This is a genomic window from Sorangium sp. So ce693, from assembly GCF_051521375.1.
Lineage (GTDB): Bacteria > Myxococcota_A > Polyangia > Polyangiales > Polyangiaceae > Sorangium > Sorangium atrum.
The window spans coordinates 4147299-4170375 of sequence record NZ_CP150347.1; the positions used below are offsets into that span (position 1 = coordinate 4147299).

Annotated in this window: 14 protein-coding genes and 1 pseudogene; 6 read left to right on the forward strand and 9 right to left on the reverse strand. The window is 70.9% G+C overall.

Features of this window, described 5'->3' with window-relative positions; all coding sequences use genetic code 11:
- Positions 1–32 precede the first annotated feature (32 nt).
- Positions 33–1421: an IS1380 family transposase gene (locus WMF14_RS15780; RefSeq protein ID WP_437789980.1), complete on the reverse strand. Its 1389-nt coding sequence runs from the start codon at positions 1419–1421 to the stop codon at positions 33–35.
- 36 nt (positions 1422–1457) lie between these two features.
- Positions 1458–1982, reverse strand: a complete 525-nt coding sequence (locus WMF14_RS15785; RefSeq protein WP_437801723.1) for an iron-containing alcohol dehydrogenase — start codon at positions 1980–1982, stop codon at positions 1458–1460.
- Positions 1983–2221: 239 nt separating this feature from the next.
- Between WMF14_RS15785 and WMF14_RS15790 the strand changes: the two genes are divergently transcribed.
- Positions 2222–3610, forward strand: a complete 1389-nt coding sequence (locus WMF14_RS15790) for an IS1380 family transposase (protein ID WP_437789980.1) — start codon at positions 2222–2224, stop codon at positions 3608–3610.
- Between the two features lie 170 nt (positions 3611–3780).
- Here WMF14_RS15790 and WMF14_RS15795 read toward each other — a convergent pair.
- Positions 3781–4374: pseudogene (locus tag WMF14_RS15795) on the reverse strand (MBL fold metallo-hydrolase); the annotation flags it as partial.
- A 998-nt stretch (positions 4375–5372) separates the two neighbouring features.
- Between WMF14_RS15795 and WMF14_RS15800 the strand changes: the two are divergent.
- Positions 5373–8165: an RICIN domain-containing protein gene (locus tag WMF14_RS15800; protein ID WP_437801847.1), complete on the forward strand. Its 2793-nt coding sequence runs from the start codon at positions 5373–5375 to the stop codon at positions 8163–8165.
- 210 nt (positions 8166–8375) lie between these two features.
- Here WMF14_RS15800 and WMF14_RS15805 read toward each other — a convergent pair whose 3' ends face one another.
- The 3 genes from WMF14_RS15805 to WMF14_RS15815 form a co-directional block, all read right to left on the reverse strand.
- Positions 8376–8501, reverse strand: coding sequence for a hypothetical protein (locus WMF14_RS15805; protein WP_437801849.1), 126 nt, complete (start codon positions 8499–8501; stop codon positions 8376–8378).
- Between the two features lie 132 nt (positions 8502–8633).
- Positions 8634–10007, reverse strand: a complete 1374-nt coding sequence (locus WMF14_RS15810; RefSeq protein WP_437801851.1) for a FecR domain-containing protein — start codon at positions 10005–10007, stop codon at positions 8634–8636.
- On the reverse strand, positions 10000–10626 hold the full coding sequence (locus tag WMF14_RS15815; RefSeq protein WP_437801853.1) for an RNA polymerase sigma factor: 627 nt from the start codon (positions 10624–10626) through the stop codon (positions 10000–10002). Before WMF14_RS15815 ends, WMF14_RS15810 begins: the two co-directional genes overlap by 8 nt.
- 171 nt (positions 10627–10797) lie before the next feature.
- Between WMF14_RS15815 and WMF14_RS15820 the strand changes: the two genes are divergently transcribed.
- Positions 10798–10953 carry a hypothetical protein gene (locus tag WMF14_RS15820; RefSeq protein ID WP_437801855.1) on the forward strand — a complete coding sequence of 52 codons (156 nt, stop codon included), beginning with the start codon at positions 10798–10800 and terminating at the stop codon, positions 10951–10953.
- Between the two features lie 52 nt (positions 10954–11005).
- Here the strand turns inward: WMF14_RS15820 and WMF14_RS15825 are convergent, their stop codons facing one another.
- Positions 11006–11362 (reverse strand): hypothetical protein, encoded by a 357-nt coding sequence (locus WMF14_RS15825; RefSeq protein ID WP_272103839.1) that lies wholly within the window; start codon positions 11360–11362, stop codon positions 11006–11008.
- Positions 11363–11660: 298 nt separating this feature from the next.
- Between WMF14_RS15825 and WMF14_RS15830 the strand changes: the two genes are divergently transcribed.
- On the forward strand, positions 11661–13973 hold the full coding sequence (locus WMF14_RS15830) for a PilZ domain-containing protein (RefSeq protein WP_437801857.1): 2313 nt from the start codon (positions 11661–11663) through the stop codon (positions 13971–13973).
- Between the two features lie 783 nt (positions 13974–14756).
- Here the strand turns inward: WMF14_RS15830 and WMF14_RS15835 are convergent.
- Together WMF14_RS15835 and WMF14_RS15840 are read right to left on the reverse strand one after the other, a co-directional pair.
- A complete protein-coding gene (locus tag WMF14_RS15835; protein WP_437801859.1) occupies positions 14757–16043 on the reverse strand; it encodes a patatin-like phospholipase family protein in 1287 nt (428 codons plus the stop codon).
- Positions 16040–20524 (reverse strand): serine/threonine-protein kinase, encoded by a 4485-nt coding sequence (locus WMF14_RS15840; RefSeq protein WP_437801861.1) that lies wholly within the window; start codon positions 20522–20524, stop codon positions 16040–16042. The genes WMF14_RS15835 and WMF14_RS15840 overlap by 4 nt, the downstream gene beginning before the upstream one ends.
- 490 nt (positions 20525–21014) lie before the next feature.
- Here WMF14_RS15840 and WMF14_RS15845 point away from each other — a divergent pair, with 490 nt between their 5' ends.
- Both WMF14_RS15845 and WMF14_RS15850 read left to right on the forward strand, forming a co-directional pair.
- A complete protein-coding gene (locus WMF14_RS15845) occupies positions 21015–22748 on the forward strand; it encodes a fumarate reductase/succinate dehydrogenase flavoprotein subunit (protein ID WP_437801863.1) in 1734 nt (577 codons plus the stop codon).
- A 40-nt stretch (positions 22749–22788) separates the two neighbouring features.
- Positions 22789–23073, forward strand: a complete 285-nt coding sequence (locus tag WMF14_RS15850) for a 4Fe-4S dicluster domain-containing protein (protein WP_437329529.1) — start codon at positions 22789–22791, stop codon at positions 23071–23073.
- The last annotated feature ends 4 nt before the right edge of the window (positions 23074–23077 follow it).

The window sequence follows — 23077 nt, forward strand, 5'->3', positions numbered from 1 at the left end:
ACCCCCCACGATCATTTCGGCTGGTTTCATTTTCAATTGAGCCAGCGGGCGAGCTGCGAGCACGTCGGCACGTGCAGGGTCGTGCCCCGACCCGACCGGGCCAACCTTCCCGGAACGAGGATCAGCGCGCGGCGCAGCCACGGCGTTCGCCAGCTCGCCAGGTGCGGAACGTGCTCCAGCACATAGCGGCGCATCAGGTTGGCCGTCAGCAGCTTCAGCAGCAGCGCGGCATGATTGGCGTTGAAGCAGTGGCTCGGCACGCGACCGCATCCCCACCCGTGCTTGAGCTCGCCAATGAGCGGCTCGATGCCCGCGCGCAGGTCATACCGCGCCGCGACGTCTTCCGGCGCTTCGACCGGCTCGTTGGTCAAAAAGACCTGCACCGTGTAGTCGAGCCCCTCCCAAAGGTTGATCTGCTTGCCATTCTCCCGGTCGCGTGTGCGTACGGCGATGACGCGGACCCCATCGGGCCAATCGCGGCGCCGGAAGAGCACCTCGGTCACCTGCCGTCGAGGACGACCGTCGGCATCTCGGTCGATGGTCCGCCATCCGGTGGCGTACGCGATCCTGCCCACCAGATCGGGGCTCATCCGCGCCTTGGTCAGGAAAAAGCATCCCTTCGCAGCAACGGCGTGCATCAAGGCGCTGCAATCCCCAGCGCCATCGATCCGTACGTAGATGGCTGCACTCGGAGCTGCGGCGCGCGCGCGATCAATGCACTTCTCGACGAAGGGCACATCGGCTTCGCCGAAGCTCGTGTCGCCCGGTCGCAGCTTGGCCCCGACGATGGCGTCAACCTCGGCGATCCGCGCCAGGATCGGATGATAGCTCGGCCGGCCGTGGTAGCGCGGGTTCGGGCCCGGCCGCGCCCCCTCCTGCATTCCGAAGAGCGGCTCCACGGTGGTGTCGACGTCGATATGCACGAATCGGTGCTTTCGGCGAGCAACCAGGGCAAGCCCGTGATCGACGACCATGCTGTGCAGCGCCTCGAGCGCATCGTCGTCGAAGCGGCACAGGTCCCGGTAGACGGTGTCGATGCTCGGGACGACCCCGCCGGCGAGGCGTACGAAGAGCGGATCGACGGCGAGCGCCTCGATGCCGAAGACGCGCTCCTCGCCGGCGAGCGCGCCGTCCATCAGCAGGCGCATCTGCGCGGCCATCGGGTAGATAACCGAGCGACCCGACTTCAGCCGGAAGAACCTGCGGCTCAAGGCCGCGTCGACGCCAAGCTCCCGGATGAAGGCGCCGAATGGGGCAAGCCCTGCGATGCCCGTCAGATTCTTCTCCGTAGGCGCGATGTGAATCATGGCAGGGTTTGGCCGCCGGATTCGCTCCTGGTGCCGCCCGTCGCCTTTCCTCTTGAACCCGAGTTCGCGCCGGCGCACCTTGGAGGTGCTCGGCGTGTGCCTTCGTTTGGTCATAGCAACCCGGACGGGTCGCCACGCCGAGCCTTTCTTTCAAGGCGTTCCTTTTACAGCGCCGGATTTCTCACGCCCCGGATCGGATTTCTGGGCGCGAAATCCACGCTGAGAGACATCGGAGGCGGCGCCCGCCGTGGTGGGGATCGCGACGAGCGGCGGCATCGGGGTGGAGACCCGATCGGCGCCGACGAACTCGAGGATATGCTGATGGTTGGAGCTGACGAGACCGATGCCCTTGGCGCAGTCGGTCGGGCTGCCACCGCCGACCGCCACGATGATGTCGCAGCCGCGGGCCTGGTAAAGCTCGGTCCCAGCGATCACCTCCTCGATGGTCGGGTTCGCGCGGATGTCCGAGAACATGGAGTACGCGACGCCCGCCTTCTCCAGCGACTCGGCGACGTCGGTCGCCCATCCGGCAGCGAGCACGCCGGGATCCGTGACCAGGAGCACGTGCTTCGCGCCGAGGTGCTTGCAGTACCGGCCGGCGAGCAGACGGGCGTCGATGCCGAAGATCACCTCCGGGGTGACGAATTTCCGAAGACTGCGGACGAATCGCTCCATGGGCAGCTACACGGCCCGCCCTGCGCGGTCGCTCCGCGCTGCGCGCGAGCAGTGTTGACTCTCTGGCGCCGCGCGTCGCCACGCGCAAGCAAAGGAGGTGAGCGTGGCGATTTATTGTAGATAGGCGTACTAATCGTGGATTTCGCGCCCAGAAATCCGATCCGGGGCGTGAGAAATCCGGCGCTGTAAAAGGAACGCCTTGAAAGAAAGGCTCGGCGTGGCGACCCGTCCGGGTTGCTATGACCAAACGAAGGCACACGCCGAGCACCTCCAAGGTGCGCCGGCGCGAACTCGGGTTCAAGAGGAAAGGCGACGGGCGGCACCAGGAGCGAATCCGGCGGCCAAACCCTGCCATGATTCACATCGCGCCCACGGAGAAGAATCTGACGGGCATCGCAGGGCTTGCCCCATTCGGCGCCTTCATCCGGGAGCTTGGCGTCGACGCGGCCTTGAGCCGCAGGTTCTTCCGGCTGAAGTCGGGTCGCTCGGTTATCTACCCGATGGCCGCGCAGATGCGCCTGCTGATGGACGGCGCGCTCGCCGGCGAGGAGCGCGTCTTCGGCATCGAGGCGCTCGCCGTCGATCCGCTCTTCGTACGCCTCGCCGGCGGGGTCGTCCCGAGCATCGACACCGTCTACCGGGACCTGTGCCGCTTCGACGACGATGCGCTCGAGGCGCTGCACAGCATGGTCGTCGATCACGGGCTTGCCCTGGTTGCTCGCCGAAAGCACCGATTCGTGCATATCGACGTCGACACCACCGTGGAGCCGCTCTTCGGAATGCAGGAGGGGGCGCGGCCGGGCCCGAACCCGCGCTACCACGGCCGGCCGAGCTATCATCCGATCCTGGCGCGGATCGCCGAGGTTGACGCCATCGTCGGGGCCAAGCTGCGACCGGGCGACACGAGCTTCGGCGAAGCCGATGTGCCCTTCGTCGAGAAGTGCATTGATCGCGCGCGCGCCGCAGCTCCGAGTGCAGCCATCTACGTACGGATCGATGGCGCTGGGGATTGCAGCGCCTTGATGCACGCCGTTGCTGCGAAGGGATGCTTTTTCCTGACCAAGGCGCGGATGAGCCCCGATCTGGTGGGCAGGATCGCGTACGCCACCGGATGGCGGACCATCGACCGAGATGCCGACGGTCGTCCTCGACGGCAGGTGACCGAGGTGCTCTTCCGGCGCCGCGATTGGCCCGATGGGGTCCGCGTCATCGCCGTACGCACACGCGACCGGGAGAATGGCAAGCAGATCAACCTTTGGGAGGGGCTCGACTACACGGTGCAGGTCTTTTTGACCAACGAGCCGGTCGAAGCGCCGGAAGACGTCGCGGCGCGGTATGACCTGCGCGCGGGCATCGAGCCGCTCATTGGCGAGCTCAAGCACGGGTGGGGATGCGGTCGCGTGCCGAGCCACTGCTTCAACGCCAATCATGCCGCGCTGCTGCTGAAGCTGCTGACGGCCAACCTGATGCGCCGCTATGTGCTGGAGCACGTTCCGCACCTGGCGAGCTGGCGAACGCCGTGGCTGCGCCGCGCGCTGATCCTCGTTCCGGGAAGGTTGGCCCGGTCGGGTCGGGGCACGACCCTGCACGTGCCGACGTGCTCGCAGCTCGCCCGCTGGCTCAATTGAAAATGAAACCAGCCGAAATGATCGTGGGGGGTAAGGGGGGCGTGCGCCTTCGTGACGCTCTGGGCGTCAGCCAATTGTAGTTTAAACCGCACGCGCTTGGCCGAGCGCCGCTCGCACGGCGCCTTCGGCTCGCTCGTGCCCCCCTGGGCGCGAAATCCACGCTGAGAGGGCGTCGCGGTGAAGCGGACGCCGCCGATCTCCGCGCGCTCGTGCCAGTCGAGCTCGGTGATCCGCGCCGGGTCGACGCCGAGCGCCTCGAGGAGCGCGCCCACGCCGAGGGGCGTGACGATGGGGACGCGCGTGCGGGCCAGCGCCTCGATCGTCGGAGCGCAGAGGTGATCGAAGTGGTCGTGGGAGAGCAGGACCGCGTCGAGCGGCGGCAGCTCGTCGAGCGCGGCCGGGACCGGGTGGAAGCGCAGCGGCCCGGCAAAGGAGACCGGCGAGGCGCGCTCGCCGAACACCGGATCGGTGAGGACCCGGCGGCCATCGAGCTCGAGGAGGACGGTGCTGTGGCCGAGCCAGGTGACCCGCAGGCCGGTGTCGCTCTGCCGGGCCCAGGTCTCGTGGGGCCTCACGACGGGCAGCGGCGCGGGCGGCTCCCGCCGGCCGCGGCGGAAGAAGAACTCGCCGAGCACGGGAAGCGTCGAGCCCTTGGTCATGGTGGGGCCGGCGCCCGAAGGGTTCTCGAACTTGCCGTCCTTGAACTGAGCTGAAGCGCGCGCCCGCTCGAGCCGCAGCCCTTTGCGACGCCGTGAATCGTTCATGAGAGGACGACCTCCTGCCAGGCGCGGTGCCTGGCGAGACAGAACACGACCTTGAAGGCGACCATCCTGCGGCCCGGTCGCCGGAGGAGGCGTGGGCTCCGCCTGGCGGCGCGCGCGCTCGGCCAGGGTGGCTCGCTCACGCACCGGACGAGCTTTGCGATCGGCGTGCAGACCGTCAAGGCCTGAACTTGACAAATTGTTCTGAACTTGTCAATGTTGACCATCGCCCGAGACCTTCTCCTCGCCCTGGCCTCGCGGCGATTCGCCCCGTGCCCCTCCCGGGTACCGCCTCGGGGGAGCGACCTGCCTGGATTTGTGCAGGAATCGACGCACGGCGAAGCCCTGGTCATCCGATGATCCAAGGGAGCCGCGGCGACTCTCGTTCAGGCGAGACTCGACCCGTTCAGTGACACGGGCGAAAAGGGCGCGAGAAGCCAAATGTCTCGGTCGATGTAGGACATCGCGGCACAGGCTATTGGCCAGCAACTGCCGTTGTCGTGGCTTCGTAAATAGTCGTTCATAAATGCCGGCAAATTGGACGAGATGGACAGATGCGCGGCAAAGTGAAGAGAGTCGGCGGCGGTAGACCGGCGCAGAGAAGCGCAGATTTGTGTGTGTTTGCGCGGACTTATAAACGACCACGCAAACGATCGTGTGAACGCTCATGCGAGCGACCGCGCAAGCGATCATGTGAACGTTCACGCGAACTACCATGCAAACGAACGTGCAAATGACGCGACGGGACGCATGATTGGCTTGACTCGCAACCCGATACGCGACAAGAGTAATCCTCTTAGCGGTGCCTGACCGCCTGTCGAACGAGTCCTCCAGCTCCGCACCTCGTGATCGAGATCCCGTGGCGGGACGATGACCGATGACCACCGCGGCCGTCCCTCCGGAGCCTCCATCGCGCATCGCGTGTCGAGAGCCCCTGACCAGCGCAAGGGCAGCGTCGAGCTGTAGATAGACCGTATTCTTACTTGACAGAGGAGAACAACATGAGATTCGCATCAAGGAGCGCCTTGCTTGCCTCCGCGACGAGCCTTCTCGCCGTCTCATGCATCGCTGGTCTGGACGACACCGGCAGCGAGGAAGGCGACGCGCTCGGGGAGAGCCTTACGATCGATCCGAACGCGGTCTACACGCTCGTCGGCGTGCAGAGCAACAAGTGCGTCGAGATACGCGGGGGCAGCACGGCGAGCTCGGCAGCTGCGCAGATCGCGACGTGCAATGGCTCCACGCGACAGCAGTTCCGGGCGGAGTCCGCGGGGGGCGGATACTTCCGGCTGAAGAACGTGAACAGCGGTCTCTGCCTCGGGATCAACGGTGGATCGACGGCGAACGGTGCCACCGTCGTCCAATCCAGCTGCGGCAACGCCACGAGCCAGCAATTCTCGTTCGTGGATGTCGGCAACAACGCCCAGCGGATCACGGCCCGAAACAGCAACAAGGCGCTCGACGTCGTCGGGCGGTCGACCGCAGATGGCGCCGGCCTCCAGCAGTACAGCTGGGCGAACGGCGACAACCAGAAGTTCACGTTCAAGGTCGTGGGGGGCAGCTCAAGCAGCGCGAGCAGCACGAGCAGCAGCTCAAGCAGCGCGAGCAGCAGCACGAGCAGCGCGAGCACCGGCGTCGGTGGTTCTGGCGGCGCGGGCGGCGCTGGTGGCGCGGGCGGCTCGACCAGCTCCAGCAGCTCGACCAGCTCCAGCAGCTCGACCAGCTCAAGCAGCGCGAGCACCGGCGTCGGTGGTTCGGGCGGTGCGGGCGGCTCGGGCGGCTCCGGTGGCGCTGGCGGCGGCGACGCGGACACGGGGGTCAATCCGGCGTCGGGCTGCACGCTCGGCTATAGCCAGATCCCGGACGGGAAGGGCGGCAAGAACGTCGAGGCCGTCTGCCTTCCGAAGGAGATGAACTTCAACATGGCCGCGTCGCTGGAGGCCTTCAAGACGACGGTCTACCCGCTCTTGACCGCCAACTGCTCCGGCTGCCACAGCTCGACCGGCAAGGCCCAGGCGCCCATGCACTCCGACGTCGATCCGGCGCTGGCCCACGAGTACGCGCTCACGCGCGTCAACTTCAAGAAGCCGGCGGACTCCAAGCTCGTGGTCCGGATGGGAATCGATCGGCACAACTGCTTCGGAACGAGCTGCAAGGACGCGAACACGCAGATGCTCAACGCCGTCACGGCGTGGGCGAACGCCGTCGCGCCGACCCTGCCGGCCACCCCGCGCCCCGTCGCGGCCGGCGAGAAGGTCACCGAGGACCAGGTCAAGGCGTGGATCGCGACGGACAAGGCCACCGTCGCCGCGGCGGACGCGGAGTTCATCAAGTACGCCTCGCTGCACGAGCTCCACAACGCGGGAGTCAGCGCAGAGGAGCTCAACGTGGCCCGCGTGGGTCTGTCGAAGGCCCTGAACTCGACCGCGCGCTGGGCCCCCACGATCGTCAATCCGGTGGACATCAACGGCAAGGGCATGGTGTACCGCTTCGATACCCGCAACTACTGGGGCTACAACAAGGGGGTCACGAAGCTCCACTTCGGCGGATCGGACGACGACGTCTTCTTCGGGAGGACCTCCGTCAACTACCTGGGTGAGCCCGTCGGCTCCGACGTCACGTTCAGGGAGCGCTACAGGTACACCTCGACGGTCCAGGTGGATCCGAGCTTCGCCAGGCTCGTCTGGGGGCGCGTGCTCGCCGGCAATGTGGAGGGCGCCACGGACAGCCAGGTGCTCCCGCCCAACGTCAACGGCTTCAAGACCGATTACATCGAGGCGAGTCAGCTCGTCTACACGCTGACGCGCCCGGACGTCTACAACTCCATCATGGCGATCCCCTGGTACGCGCAGGATCTCGAGGCCGAGCTCGGCGTCAACCACGACGCGGGGGTGAAGTCGTACGAGTACATGCTCACGAAGCAGGCCATCACCGTCGATTCCCGCATGTACTTCAGGGCCAAGACGAAGAGCGGCGGGTACTACTGGAAGACGTGGGACGTCTTCAGCGGGCAGCTCGACGCCGGCGTGAACACCATCGAGCAGGCGTACGAGGTGGGCCAGATCCGGTTCCCCTTCTGGGCGCACCCGATCCCCAAGTTCATCAGCGGCGCCGGCGGCTCGGCGAACAACTTCAGCTTCATCGCGACGCTGGCTCAGCCGAACGGCACGGAGCCGGCGGGGTGCGAAGGGCAGCCGAGCTACGCCGGCGGCAGTTACCTGAACTGCCGCTACTACACCGGGACCGACGGCCTCCAGCAGTCGGCGGAGGAGGTGATCTGGGATCTGCCGAACGGCCTGCAGGGGTACTCCCTCTGGGGCGGCATCAACCAGCGCCGCGTCGACGCCTTCGTCAACATCGTGCGTGATCCGCGCCTCCAGAAGACTGCATCGGACGCGCAGATCAACAGCAACGTGGGCTTCGCCACCCAGGACCGCCGCCTGAACACCGGCAGCTCCTGCATCGGTTGCCATGCCGACGGCATGAACCGAGGCAACAACGATCTGCGCGACTGGCTCGACGCCGGCGGCTCCCGCCTCCCGAAGGGCGAGCACGGGGTCGACGGGTGGATCAACGACGCGGCGACGGTGGCTCAGGTCAAGGAGCTGTATCCGCCGTCGACCGTGATGCGGCCGCGCATGGAGGACGATCGCAAGGTCTTCCTGACGGCGATGGGGAAGATCAAGCGGGGGATGGCCCTCGGCGCGGACAAGAACGTGTACGTGGAGCCGACGATCTGGACCATCGAGTGGGCGCAGAACTTCTACAAGTACCCGCTGAGCCGCTCGAACTAGCGCCTCCACGCGCGAGCTCGCCCCTGGTCTCCAAATCTTGGTGTCTCGTGGCGGCTCCATCATTCTGGCAGCGTGGGGTAAGCCCCGATAGGCGTTAGCCAAGCTCGTTCGGTCACGATCAGGGCACGACGCCCGCTGCCGCCCCCTCCACCCCCCATCGGTCACCAACGTGAACGTTTACGACGTGAACGTTTACGTGGTCGTGAACGTTTACGTGGTCGTGGTCGTGGTCGTCAACGATAGGCCGTGAACGACCACGACCACGTGAACGTTTACGTAAACGACCACGTGAACGTTTACGTAAACGACCACGTAAACGTTTACGTAAACGACCACGTAAACGTTCGGATGTAGGCGAACGTCGCGCGAAGCCTGGTTGACACTTGTGGGGGGAAGCACCCCACCTGAACGTTCTCCCGATGGGCTCAAACGATGAATGTCAGACCGGCGTTCGTCTTCCGCCGGGCTTCACGGCGTGAGGAGATCGCGCGCCACGGGCTCGTGCGCGCCGCGCGGGTGGCGCTTCAGGTAGAGCTCCGCGATGGGGCGCGCCGCCGCCCGGCCGGCCGTGCGCTCGACCGCCACCATCTTGCGGCCGAGCGCCTCGGCCGCGAACGGGCCGCCCGGCGACTCGGAGAGGTACGTGTCGTACCAGGCGATGGCCGCCCCGGGCGAGCCGCCGTCGTCGATCAGGCGGCCGAGCAGGAAGGCCGCCGCCTTGCCCTGGCTCGTCCCCGGGAACCGCTTGCGCGTCGCCGAGAGCGCGCGCTGCGCCACGTCGCCGCGCCGCGCGTACCGCGCCGCGTCCCCGAGGGCGACCAGGTCGTCCAGCGAGCCGCGCTCCAGCACCCCCCCGAGGCCGCGCTGCTCCGCCTCGGCCAGGACTGCCCGGAAATCCCCCGCCGCCACGCGCTGGGCCCAGCTCGGCGCCGCCGCCGCGCCGGCCGGCGCAGCCGGCCCCGCACCGTCCGTCGGAGGGCTCGCGGGCGCCCCCTCTGCCCGCGAGCCCTCCGGCCGTACGGCCCCGGCGTCGCCGACCGCGGCGTCGCCAGGTCCGATGATCTTCTCCTCCCGGGGCTGCGCCGCCGTGCCCGCGGGCGGCAGCCCCTTCGGCGCCGGGTCCGCCGCGCTCGCGGCGTCGCTGCTCGAGATCTGCACGTCGCCCTCGCGCATCCGCGCCACGAGCCGCTGGCCGGCGCGGAGCGGCAGGCCGTCGGGCGCGAGCGGCCCGCGCACGGTCACGCTCCCCTCGTGCAGATCGACGCGCAGGGTGCCGTCGCTGCGGCTCCAGGACACGTCGAACACCGTGCCGGTGACAAGCACCGCGAACGGCCCCGCCTCGACCGACCAGCGCGCCTTCGGCCGCCGCGTGACGCGCAGCGACGCGCGGCCGTCCTCGAGCAGCATGCGCGCCCCGGCCGCGTCGACGTCCACCACGCGCATCGCGCTGCCCGCCGAGAGCGCGACGGAGGTGCCGTCCGTGAAGCGGAGCCGCGCCTCTCCGCCGGCCGTCGCGGCGATGTACCGGCCTGCGGTCGAAGGCGCGCCCTCGACGGCGTAGTCGAGCGGCCGCGCCGGCCAGAGCGCGACGAGCGCGAGCGAGAGCGCCGCCGCGCCGGCGAGCGCGAAGCTCCACCGCGGCCGCCCCGAGAGCGCGCTCCACAGGGGCGAGGCGCGCAGCCACGCGCCCACGCGGCCCAGGGCTCCCGCGCGGCCCGTACCCCGGCTCACCGCCTCCACGAAGCGGGCGCGCTCGGCGGCGTCGTGCGCCGCGTCGACGTCCGCGGGGACGCCGCTCCGCACGAGGTCCGCGAGCCGGCTCAGCTTCTCCGCTTCATTCATCGCGCTCTCCTCCGTCGGCGGGGAGGGTCCCGGGCCGATCGAGGTCCTGCGGGGCCTTGGTGAGGTAGGCCGAGAGCGCGGGATCGCGCTCCGCGGCGGTGAGGATCCGGTGAGACGCGCGCGCGAGGTGGCGCTTCGTCGTGGCCAGGGAGCAGCCCAGCGCGGCGGCGATCTCGGTGAGCTCGAGCCCCTCGATGAACCGCAGCACGAAGAGCGTCCGCGACCTGTCGTCGACCTGGTCGAGGATGCGGTAGAGCCGCGTGAGCGCCGCGCGCCCCTGCGGATCCTGCTGCGCGCCGCCCATGTCCGGGAGCTCGCCCGAGGGCGACAGCTGGAGCCAGCGCCGCACGCGCCTGCGCCGCAGCTCGGCGCGCGCCACGCGCACCGCGATGCCGACGATGAAGCTCGAGAGCAGCGAAGGATCCCTGAGGTCCTTGGCCACGCGGAAGAAGCGCAGGAACGTGTCCTGCACGTGGTCGTCGACCTCGTCGCCCGGCCCGAGGGTGCGCGTCAGGATCCGGCGCACGAGCGGCGCGAACCGCTGCCACAGGATCGGCGCGGCGCCCGGGTGCCCCTGCGCGGCGGCGCGCGCGAGCGCCTCGTCGTCGGTCGCGGCCAACGGTAGCGCCTGCACGCCCCGCCTTTGCGTGGAGGGCGCGACCGCTGTCAAGGGCGGGACGGTCGACCGGCGGGGTTGGACCACGCCCAGCAGTGTTCCCCGGGAGGCCCCCGCGGCTCAAGATTCGGTACGAGGGGCGCGTGGTGGGCGGCGCTACCTCGGACGCGGGGGGTGGGCGAGGCGCTCGAGACGGCGATGAGCGGCGTGGTGGACACGTCGGCGCAGGTCGTCGTCCTGGACATCACGGACGTGAAGGGCGTGAACAGCTGCGTCGCCGCGACGCTCGTGCGGGGCGCCGGGCCCGCGCCGGTCGCGCGGGGAGGATAGGATACCGATGAGCGCTGGAGCCTGCCCCGGCAGGGCGGACCGAGGCAGGCGCTCAGTTGGCGAGCTTGTTCGGCTCTCGCGGGCCGAAGATCGCCTCCCAGTTCGAGCGGTAGGCGTCGGTCGCGACCTGCGCGGGGCCGGACCGGGACGACTCGCGCGGCCCCGGGAGGAGCACCTCCACGTCGAAGAGCCGCGCGTGCTCGGACCGCTGCGTCAGCTTCACGAGCTCCCCGTTCAGCGGGCGCCCGTGCTCGGTGGGTCGCAGCTCGCCGATCTCGAGCCGGTCCTCCCGGCTGCGGATCACCCGGAAGCCCTCCCCCTGCTCTACGGGGCTATGGATGAAGACGACATCCTGATTCGCCGCGGGCGCGGGCGTGTCCTGGTTCTGCGGGGGCTCGTCCTTGCCCATCGCGAGAGTTTCCCACGTTTGCCCCCCGGAGCGCCAGGTGGAGCGAGCGGTCAATCGCCGCCTGCTGCCCATCGCACACCGCCTCCGCCCACGGTCCCCGCCTCCCGCCCTCCCGCCTCCCGCGCCGCAACGCTGCGCATCACGGCGGCGCGCTTTGACATGGCGCACGTGGCGCGTGGCCGGAGCCTCCAAAACTTGGCCAGCGCGGGGCTTACGCCGTACTGCCGGCCAATGGGCCCTCTGCAACCGCGGAGGGCTCGCGATGGCGGACGCGGCTTCGCGGCGGAGGAATGGGCGTATGAACGGTCGAGGCGCAGAGGGAGAGGGCGTTCGCAAGGCGCCGGAATCCTTGGACAGGGAGCGCGAGGGCGGCGGCGAGCGGCGCGCTGGCGCCGGGCAGCGGGTCCGCATCGAGGCGCTCGTCGCGGTCGGCGAGACGTCGGGCGGCGGCTTCGAGGCCGAGTCGATCGACATGTCCCCCGACGGGATGCGCCTGCGCACGGCGTACCTGCCGCGGGTCGGCGACGCCCTGATCTGCCGGTTCGACGGGCTCGGCAAGGAGCTGGTCGTCGAGGGCGAGGTCTGCTGGCGCGCCGAGCAGGCGCGCGGCGGCGAGTTCGGCCTGCGTTTCACCGGCCTCGACGCCGAGTCGGAGGAGGCGGTGCGCGCGATGTGCTCGTCGATCGACGCTGGCGCAGCGGGCCCCGTGCCGGCGCTCGCCGTACAGGCCGGCGCCGCGTCGCCCGGGGCGGCGCAGCGGGGCGCCCGCGTGCGGCTCCACATCGACGGGCTGGGCTCGCCCATGAAGGCGCGCGTGCGCGGCGGCGGGCTCGACGACCTGGAGGTCGGCTCCAACCTGGAGTTCCTCAAGGTGGGCCGCTCCCTCGAGCTGGAGGAGGTCGATCAGGGAACGCGCCGCGAGGCGTACATCGACCACGTGAAGGTCGAGGTCGACCCCGCGACGAGCGTGCCGCAGCTCGTGGTCACGCTGTGCTACGAGGCGCCCCGCGCGGCCAAGGCGCCGCGGCCGCGGCCCTCGTCGCCCGAGGCGCTCTCCCCGGGGCGATCTTCCCACGACGCCGGCGCGCCGGCGCGGGCACCGTCGTTGCCGCCGCAGGGCGAGCGCCCGGCTGCGCGGGCGTCGTCGGCGCCGACGGTTCCGGCGCGCGAGCATCAAAGCGAGCGCGCGGCTGCGCGGCCTTCCTCGGCGCCGACGTTTCCGGCGCGCGAGCATCAAAGCGAGCGCGCGGCTGCGCGGCCTTCTTTGGCGCCGGCGGCCGAGCCACGGGGCGAGCGCGCCTCCTCGGGCGCGAACGGCGGCGCGGCCGCCCACGCGGACGACGATCACGACAGCGACGTGTCGCCGGCGCTCTCGGCCCGGGAGGCGCGCGCGGGGGCCGAGGCGGCCCCGCCCTCCGTGGACGGCGGGGCGCCGTCCTCCGCGCGGAGCGAGGCCGAGGAGGAGGGCGCCGAGGCGGCCGCCGACGCGCAGCCGGGCCGGCTGCGCGAGGTCGGCGAGAAGGCCGCGATGGCGGGCAAGGCGGTGGCGGGCAAGATCGCGCCCGCGCTCGCCGGCGCCGGGGCGCGCGCCGCCACGGCGATGGCGGGCATCGTGGCGAGGATCAAGGCGCGGCGCGCCGAGCGCGCGGGCGACGCCGACGGGTCGGGCAAGGACGGCGGTCCGCGCCGCAAGACGGCGCCGCCGCCGGCTGGCGCGCTGAAGTCCGGCGGTCGCCGGCTGGTGCGCGAGGAGCCCGAGGAGGCGGCGGGCGAGGGGAGCGAGCCGCCGCGCTTCAACAAGAAGGCGGCGGCGGTCGGCAGCTTCCTTGGGCTGGCGGCGGTGCTCGTGGTGTTCGGGGCGGCGCGCTTCTTCGGCCTGCGGGGCGGCGACGCGCCCGCGGCCGGGGCCGAGTCGGCCGCGGGTGTGCCGGCGCTGCCGGCGTCGGCGTCCTCCGGCGCGCCTGCCCTCGCGGCGGCCGCGGGGCCGGCTGCGGCGCCGGGCGGCGCGCTCACCGCGAACGTCCCGCTGTTCGGCGCGACGCCGCTGTCGACGACGGAGCCCGTGCCGCCGACGCCGCCGGCGGAGCCGAGCGCGCTCGCCGGCGACGCGCTCGCGCCAGGCGTGGCGGTCCCGGGCGGCCCGGGCGAGGAAGACGAGGCGGAATCGGCGGACGACGGCGACAAGGAGGGGTCTCGGGAGTGGGGGCAGGGGTCGGTGAGGAACCCCATCGTGCTGAAGCTGAAGATGGACGGCCCGATCGAGGAGCTGAACGGCGCGGCCGGCGCGATGGGCTTCACGGTGTCGCTGCCCGATCGGCGCGCGCTGTCGTCGGGCAGCGGCCTCGCCCGCAAGGACAAGCGCATCGCGTCGGTGCGCGTGGTCAACACGGCGCACGGCGCGGAGGTCACCCTGCAGTTCAAGGACGGCGTGCCCGCGTACAAGGCGAAGGCGCGCGGCGATCGCCTGGAGATCTCGCTCGGCCGCGGCGAGTCGAAGAAGGTGGCGTCGAAGTCGAAGCCCGAGAAGAACGAGAAGCACGAGAAGAAGAAGACCGACGACGCCAAGAAGAAGAGCGGGAAGGGGAGCGGCAAGAAGGACAAGGAGCGCTGAGGGGCGCTCGGCCGAACATGGCCGACGGCTTTCAACGAGCCGAGTCCGCTGCTGGTACTGCGTCGCTCGACGAACGCCGATTCACACGGCGCGCCGCCCGCATGGGAACGAGTCTCCCGTGTTCGTTCCCTCAAGCCCTCCTCCGCCGAAATCGATACCGCGCTCGCGTGTGGTCTGGGTGTCACCGAGCTGCCCGGATGAAGTCCTGAAGTGACTCCATAGAGGTTCGGGTTGAGCTCGAGGAGCCCGCCCGCGGCCAGGAGGCCGTGCCAGGAGCTGTCGAGTGCCACCAGGCTCCGGACTGAGGCGCATCCATGGGATGCGCTCCAGCTTGATCGAGCCATCGGAGTCGACGGAGGTGCTTTTGTACTTCCACCCGGCGTCCGACCCGAGACCGAGTCCCACGTGATCCCCGAGCCAGAGAGGCGTCCAGGGGGTCGTAACGGATCGGATCCATCATGGGGCTGGCGGGGCCCCGCCATGCGCCGACTCCCCGCGCTCCGGGCCCACGTCGCCGCAGGTTCTCCTTGGTCCCCCCTCCACGGCAGCCACGGCAGGCCCCCGTGGAGGGTGCTCGTCGCGCGTGGCGGGGACGGGCAGTTGTCTGAGCCCAACCAACGTCCTGTGTCCGGCGTGCGGAGCACGCCGGGCACAGGACGTCTCAGGCGAGTTCTGCCCGTCCCTGCCACGCGCGACGAGCACCCTCCACGGGGGCCGGGCAGCTCGGCACTCCCTCCTTCCCTCCGTCCCACGCCCCCAGCGCCGATCTCCGCCGCCCCCCTGCTACACGGATCTCCCCGGCCCCACCGGCGGCGGGATCGACCACTCCGCGCTGTCCGACAGCCTCGGCTCCGCCTCCTCCGCCGCGCTCCCGAAGAAGTCCGCGACGTCGTGCCGCCTCGCCTCCGCGTCCGCGCGCCCCAGCTCGATCAGCTTCCGCGTGAACGAGCCGTCGAACAGGAGGTAGCTCGCGAGATCCGCGTCGTTCTCCGCGCCCACGTCCACCAGCGAGAGCAGCCGTCGCATCATCGCCGGACCCCCCTGCAGCTTGCCCGCCCTCACGTGCTCCGCCGCCAGGCGCCCGAGATCCGCGCTCGGCCGCACCACCAGCGTCTCCACCCGCCGGTACGGCAGCGCCCCGCGCAGCGCCGCGGCCCCGTTGATCGACTGCAGGAAATCCGGGCCGAACGCCTGCTCCCCGTCCTCGATCATGTGGTTCACCCGCGTCAGCACCTCGAAATCGGTCTGGATGTGGTCGAGCAGGAACGCGTTCAGCACCTTGCCGAGCACGAGCGCCATCCCCGGCGGCTTGCCGCTGTCGCCCGCGTCGATGCTCCGCACCTCGCGCGACAGCCCGATCGCCAGGACGTGCGTCGCCCCCAGCCGCAGCGCAGGCGCGATCGGGGTGTTCTGCCGCACGCCCCCGTCCATGTACAGATCGCGGCCGATCCGCACCGGCGGGAACAGGATCGGGATCGCCGCCGACGCGAGCGCGTGCTGCGGGCCTACCAGCGCCCCCCGGATGATCGTCCGCGGCGGCGCCGTCGTCGGCAGCGCCCCGTCCGGGCCCGTCTGCATGAAGATCACCGTCCGGCCCGTCCCGATCTCCGTCGCCGACACGCTCACCGCCGAGAGGTAGCCGTGGCGCAGCGTCCGCGCGATCGCGCGCCACGGGATCTCCCGCTCGACGAGCCGCTGCATCGGCGACACGTCGAACAGGCCCACCCCCTCCGACCCGCCCCCGAACAGCAGCTTCGGCATCGAGATCGCCTGCCGGACCCCGAAGCCGAGCACCGTCTCCAGCTTCAGCTGCGTCCACAGGTTGACGAGGCGCCGCACCCCCAGCGTCGGATCGTCGAGGTGCGCCGCCAGGTAACACGCGTTCACCGCGCCCACCGACGTACCGCACAGGATGTCGATGCGCGGCGGCGCCCCGCGCAGGCGGGCGAACGCGTCGAGCACGTACGACAGGACCCCGACCTCGTAGGCCCCCCGAGCGCCGCCGCCCGAGAGGATCACCGCCACCTTGCGCCGCTGCTTCGCCCCGGTCCTCGCGCCCGTTCCCGTCATGCCATCTCCCCGCGGCGGAGCGGGTCGTGCCCCGCCGCCGGACCGTCCGCCTCCGCGGCGAGGACCCGCCGCACCACGGTGCGCTCCAGGAACAGCGCCCTGAGCCGCGCGTCGCGGATGTAGCCCGCCACCCTCCGCACGTGCGCCGCCGCGCGGCAGTACGCGTCCGTCGAGCTCGCCGGCGCGCCCTTCTGCAGCGCCTCGCAGCAGAGGTCGCGCACCTCGATGCCGTACTCGGAGCTGCCCGCCTCGACCGCGCCGAGCGCCGTCCGCGCGAGCAGCACCCCGGAGTGGACCTCGCCCGCGTCCACCCGAGACGCCGCCTCGATCGCCGTCGCGTGGGCGTGGTAGCTCATCAGCCCCTGCGACTCGGCGAGCTGCCGCGCCTCGGAGGCGTTCGCGATCGCGCCCTGGATGTCGCCTCGCGCCCTCGCCAGGAGGCCGCGGACGTTGCGCTCGTGGATCATGTCGTAGACGCTGCCGGTCACCGCGATGAGCGCGCCCGCATCGGCGCAGAGCGTGTGCGCGGCGTCGACGTCGCCCGCCTCGAGGAGGATCCCCGCCGAGCAGAGGAGCGTGTCGGCCCGCGCGTCCTGATCGTCATAGCGCTCGTGGGCCTCGCGCGCCCGCTTCATGTACGCCAGGCTCCGCGGTACGTCCCCGAGCTTCGCGTACGCGTGGCCGATGTTGCTCAGCGTCTTCGCGATCTGGAACCGGCCGCCGATCGCGAGATCGATGGAGATCGACGAGAGCCCGACCGCGATCGCGTCCTCGAACCGCTCGAGCACGAACATCGCCACCGCGAGCGAGTTCTTCGCGCGCGCCTCGCTGCGGCGCGCCCCCACCGCGCGGAACACCGCGATCGCCTCGGCGTAGGCCTCCACCGCCTCCTGCACGCGGCCGACCCGGCGCAGGAGCACCCCCTTCGTGCGCAGCACCTCCGCGCGCGCCCGCGGCGTCAGCCCGCCCGCCTGCGTCACCCGGAGCGCGCGATCCGCCGCGTTGATCGCGCCCTGGATGTCGCCGAGCTCGCGCAGCACCTCCGACAGGATCGTGAGCGCCTCGACCTCGAGCGCGGGGCGGCGCGCGATGCGCGCGATCTCGGCCGCGCGCTGCGCGACCGGCAGGCCGCGGGCGAGGTAGCCGTCGTCGAGGTCGAACCGCGCGGTGCGCACGAGGGCGAGCGCCGCCCAGCGCGCCTGGCCGCTCTCCTTCGCGAGCTGGCGCAGCGCCGCGAGGTGCCGCCGCCGGTCGCGGCGGCGGCCGAGGTGGCGGAAGATCGCCTCCAGCGCCTCGTGCGCGATCATCACGCGGGCGTCGCCGGCCGGCAGGAGCGACAGCGCCCGCTCGTAGTACCGCCGCGACAGCTGCGCCTGGTGCCCCGCGCGCGCGGCCCGCGCCGCGTCGAGGTAGAGCTCCGCCGCCTGCGCGGGCGCCTCGCCCCGCGCGAGGTGCTGCGCCACGATCGCCGCCGAGAGCCCCTGCGCGAGCGGCGTCGTCGAGAGGTGCTCGCCGAGCCGCCGGTGCATGCGCACGCGGCTCGCGCCGTCGAGCGCGAGGTAGGCCACGTCGCGCACGAGCGGGTGCCGGAAGTCGACCGCCCCGGCGCGGCGATCGCACAGGCCGCGGGCGCAGAGGCGCGTCACCGCCTCGTCGTCGGCGAGCCGCGTCAGGTTCAGGATGTCGTCCTTGAGCAGCGGCCCCCCCGCGACCGCCAGCCAGTTCACGACGTCGTGCTCCGCCGGCGGCAGCTCGCGCAGGCGGTCGCCGATGAGCTGCTCCAGCGTCGAGGGCAGCGGCTCGCCGCGATCCCCCGTCCGGTCGTGGCGCACGAGCTCGTGCCGCCCGCCCGGGTGCTCGACGATCTCCAGCGTGCCCCGCTCGAGGAGCGCGTCGATCATCTCGAGCAGGAAGAACGGGTTGCCGGCGACGCGCGGCACGAGCTCGCCGCAGACGGTCGCCACCCCGTCGCGCACGCCGAGGCGCGCCTCCACGAGGCGCATCTGCTCCTCGGCGCTGAGGCCGCGGAGCTCGATCCGCACGAGCCCCTCGATGAACGGGGTCACGCGCTCCTCGGGGCGCGTGAGGAGCAGCACGAGCACCGGGAGCCGCTCCGCGCGCTGCTTCAGGAGCTCCGAGAGGAGCTCCAGGCTCGGCCGGTCGGCCCACTGGAGGCCGTCGATGACGACGACGAGCGGCTGGTGCCGCGCCAGCGAGCCGAGCAGGTACTTCACGCCCCGCACCACCACGTCGCGGCCGTAGGCGGCCGCGTCTTCCTCGGGGTGCTCGAGCTGCTTGCCCGTGACGAGCTCGGCGAGCCGCGTGACGATGCGCGCGCCGAGCGGCGAGCGCGCGATGGGCCCGAGCAGGGCGCGGATCACGTGGGACGCGTCGTCGATCGCGTGGTCGAGCCCCATCCCGGTGACGTCGCGGAGCACGTCGCAGACCGTGGCGAGGGGCAGCTCGCTCTTCACGGGGGAGCACTCGACGTGGAGCACGCGCGCGTCGCCCGGGAGCTCCGAGAGGAACGTGGAGATGAGCGCGCTCTTGCCGATGCCCATCTCGCCGACGATGACGCGCGCCACGGACTGGCCGCGGAGCGCGCCGACCGGCGGGCTCGAGGGCCTGCTCGGCCGGCTCGGGGGCTTGCTCTGCCGGCTCCCCGGCGGCTCGCTCTCGCCGAAGCGCGCGGGCGGCTCGACGTTGCCCTTCACGGGCGGCGAGATCGCCCGGTGGTAGGCCGCGTGCAGATCGGCCCGCTCCGCGTCGCGCCCCACGAGATCGTTCGGCGAGAGCGCGATCTCCGCCATCCGCTCCTCGCGGGTGAGCGGGCGCTGCAGCGCGTAGAGCCGCATCTGGTGCGGGACCGGGTAGCCGCGGGCGTCGTCGAGGTCGAGCGAGGGCGCGTCGCCCCAGCGGAAGTCGCGGCGGACGAGGCGGTAGACGCCGCCCGCGACCCACGTCTTGCCGAACGGGGTGCGGATGCCGATGCGCTCGGCGAGGAAGTTCGCGGGCTCCTTGAGCGCGTGGTTGATGAGGTGCCCCTGCTCGTCGCGCTCGCCGTACGCGATGCCGCGGACGATGCCGATCGCGGCGCGGAGCTCGACGGGCAGGTCCTCCGACGCGCCCGCGAGCGCCTCGTGCACGTCGACCGCGAGCGAGGCGGCGTCGGCCGCGGCGCGCGAGGGGTTCGCGAGCAGCCCGACCACCGCGCGCGCGCTCGCGTGCGACTCCCACGACCAGATCGCCCCGTGCTTGAAGGCGATCGCGTCGAGGGTCGTGCGGATCGAGCGCCCGCTGCGCTTGCCGGCGAGCCGGCCCTGCGCCCCGAGCAGCGCGTCGACGCCCTCGATGCGCAGCGTGACCACGGCGACGTGGCGCACCTCGCGCACGGCGCGCGGCGCGCCGGTGCCCTCGGCGTCGCCGCCCGTGCGCGCGGCCGGCACCGCCGCGAGCGTCTGCGGCTGCGCCACGGAGCCGTCGTCCGCGGGCTGCTCCTCCGCGCCCTCCGCGCCCTCCACGCGGCGCGCGGCGCCCTCGCGCGCCTCCTCCGCGCGGTCGCGGCCGAGCAGGTGGGCCACGGTCTGCTCGACCGAGGCGTTGTCGACGAGCTCCTGCCTCGCGAGCAGCGCGCGCGCGACCGCCCCGGCCAGGTCGCGCGCGGTCTGGAAGCGGGCCTCGGGCTCGCGCTCCATGGCGCGCATCACGATCGCCTCGAGCTCCGCGGGGATGTCGCGCGCGTGCGCCGAAGGGGGGTCGAACCGGCCCTCCTTCACGGCCTGGAGGAGCGCCTCGTCGTCGAGCTTGCCGTACGGCGAGCGCATGGCGAGCATCTCGTAGAGCACGACGCCGAGGGCGTAGATGTCGCTGCGCCGGTCGACCCGCTCGCCGCGCGCCTGCTCGGGCGACATGTAGCCGAACTTGCCCTTCAGCACGCCGGTCTCCTCGCGGAAGAGGTTGGCGCTGGCGATGCCGAAGTCGGCGATCTTCACGACGCCCTCGAGCGAGAGCAGGATGTTCTGCGGCGAGACGTCGCGGTGGACGATCGCGAGCGGCATGCCGCCCTCGTCCTTGCGCTCGTGGGCGTAGTGCAGCCCCTTCGCCGCCTCGGAGACGATGAACGCCGACACGAGCGGCGGGATCCGCGACTCCTTCTGCTGGGCGGCCCGCATCAGCTTGCCGAGGTCGAAGCCCTCGACGTACTCCATCGAGAGGAGCAGCCCGTCCTCGCCGTGGTCGGAGAACTCGTAGACCTGGACGATGTTCGGGTGGTTCAGGCGCGTGGCGAGGTGGGCCTCCTCCACGAACATCGCGCGGAAGCGCCGCGAGGCCCCGTGCGCGGGGAGGATGCGCTTGACGACGAGGAGCTTGTACGTCCCCTCGGCGCCCCGCTTCTTTGCGAGGAAGACCTCCGCCATGCCGCCAGCGCCCAGGCGGCGCTGGATCTCTAGGTCGGCGAGCTGGGACGGGTGCTTGGCCATGCAGCGAAGCGGCGCGCGGGCGCCCTGGCTGGGAGGCGCCGGGCGCGGTGAATCGGGTGACCGGTGATGAACAAGGTCCGCGCTCGGTTCCCCCGATCCATGGAAGGACGACGGGTTGACCCGCATGGTAGCGTCCCGCCCGCGTCTCCGGGGAGACAACCAGGGTGGAAAGGCGAATCTTTCTGGGTGGCTCGGGGATCCCCGCCGGGAGTGAGCCTGCCCGCGCGCCGCACATCCGCGATAGCGGCGCCGCCAGACCCCGGCCCTGACGTCTCGCTTGCAAGGCACCCTCCCACGGCGCCCGACACCCGGCCGCTGCTGCGCCAGCAGCAACAAAGCTGTTGCCGAAGCACAGGTCGTCTGTTAAAACGGATGCCGCGTCTGTGATGAGAGACGCCGGGCGTCCGACCCCGGCCGCTGGCCGTTGGCCACTGGGCCGAGAGGCGGTGGGGTCGTCGTGTGCGCGCGCCTGAAACCTTGAGGGCTTGTAATGGACATTCGCGTGACAGAGGCGGACGTCGTCGTCGTGGGCGGCGGCAGCGCAGGCTCCACTGCAGCGGTGGAGGCGCAACAGCGGTTGCCCCGGGGGAGGGTGGTCCTCCTCGAGAAGGCGCATATCAAGCGGAGCGGCGCCATCGCGATAGGCATGGATGGTCTGAACAACGCCATCATACCAGGGCACGCGACGCCGGAGCAGTACGTGAAGGAGATCACGGTGGCCAACGATGGCATCGTGAACCAGCGCGCCGTCTATGAATACGCGCGGAACAGCTTCGCGATGATCCAGGAGCTCGACTCCTGGGGCGTGAAGTTCCAGAAGACGCGATCGGGCGATTTCGACGTCAAGAAGGTCCACCACAACGGGAGCTACGTGCTCCCGATGCCCGAGGGCTACGACCTCAAGAAGATCCTGACGCGCATGGTCAAGCGCGCCGGCGTGAAGGTCGTCAACCGCGTGATGGCGACGCGGATCCTCGTGACCGACGGCCACGTCGCCGGGGTGATCGGCTTCGACACCCGGGAAGGGCATATCGAGATCATCAAGGCGAGGGCGGTCATCCTGTGCTGCGGCGCCTCGGGGCGGCTCGGGCTGCCGGCGTCTGGCTACCTCCACGGGACGTACGAGAACCCGTCGAACGCGGGAGACGGCTACTCGATGGCGTACCACGCGGGCGCCGAGCTCTCGGGCATCGAGTGCTTCCAGGTGAACCCGCTCATCAAGGACTACAACGGTCCGGCGTGCGCCTACGTGACAGGCCCGCTCGGCGGTCACACGGTCAACGCGAAGGGGCACCGCTTCATCGAGAGCGATTACTGGAGCGGGCAGATGATGCTCGAGTTCTACCGGGAGCTCCACTCCGCGAACGGCCCCGTGTACCTGAAGCTCACCCACCTCGCCCCGGAGACGATCACCGAGGTCGAGCGGGTCCTGCACCAGACGGAGCGCCCGAGCCGCGGGCGCTTCCACGAGGGCAGGGGGCACAGCTACGCGAGCGATCTCGTCGAGATGCACATCTCCGAGATCGGCCTGTGCAGCGGGCACAGCGCGTCGGGCGTCTGGGTCAACGAGAAGGGCGAGACCACGGTGCCCGGGCTCTACGCCGCCGGCGACATGGCGTGCGTGCCGCACAACTACCTGCTCGGCGCGCTCACCTACGGGAAGATATGCGCCCAGAGCGCGCTCGATTACCTCGAGCGCGCGCCCGCGGTCGAGCCGCTCGCCGCCGCGGTCGACGCCGAGCGAGAGCGCATCCTCGCCCCGCTCTCTCGACGAAGCGGCGTGCCGCCGCACCAGTACGAATACAAGGTGCGGCGCCTGGTGAACGATTATCTCCAGCCGCCCAAGACGGGGAACAAGATGACGCTCGGGCTCGAGTACTTCCTGCGGGCGAAGGAGGAGCTCGAGGAGGTCACCGCGGAGAGCCCCCACGAGCTCATGCGGGTGATGGAGTGCCATTTCATCCGCGACTGCGCGGAGATGGCGGCCCGCGCGTCGCTGTACCGGACCGAGAGCCGGTGGGGCCTCTACCACTACCGGCTCGATTACCCCGAGATGGACGACCAGCGCTGGTTCACGCACGTGAACCTGAAGAAGGACGAGCGCGGCGAGATGGTCGCCTTCAAGAGGCCGGTGGATCCTTATCTCTTCCCGATCGACGACGGCGAGCGCACGGCCTACCACCGGCTGCGCATCCCGGCCGAGGAGCCGCGCGCGTCGGTCTGACGAGCGCCCGAGAACGCGAGAACACGAGGTCAATCAAGCGATGGGTCACCTGCTCAACCGCGAATCCGTCAAGGCGCAGAGCGCCAGGTCCGTGGGCCACGCCGAGGCCGCCGTGCGGCTCGATCTGCCTGTCGTCATCGACGAGGCGTCGTGCATCAAGGGCTGCCGCATCTGCATCGACTCGTGCCCGGTCGATTGCCTCGCCATCGATCCCGAGACGAAGAAGGCCCACATGGCCTACGACGAGTGCTGGTATTGCCTCGCGTGCGAGATCGATTGCCCCAAAGAGGCCATCACCGTGAAGATCCCCTTTCTCATCCGATAACGAC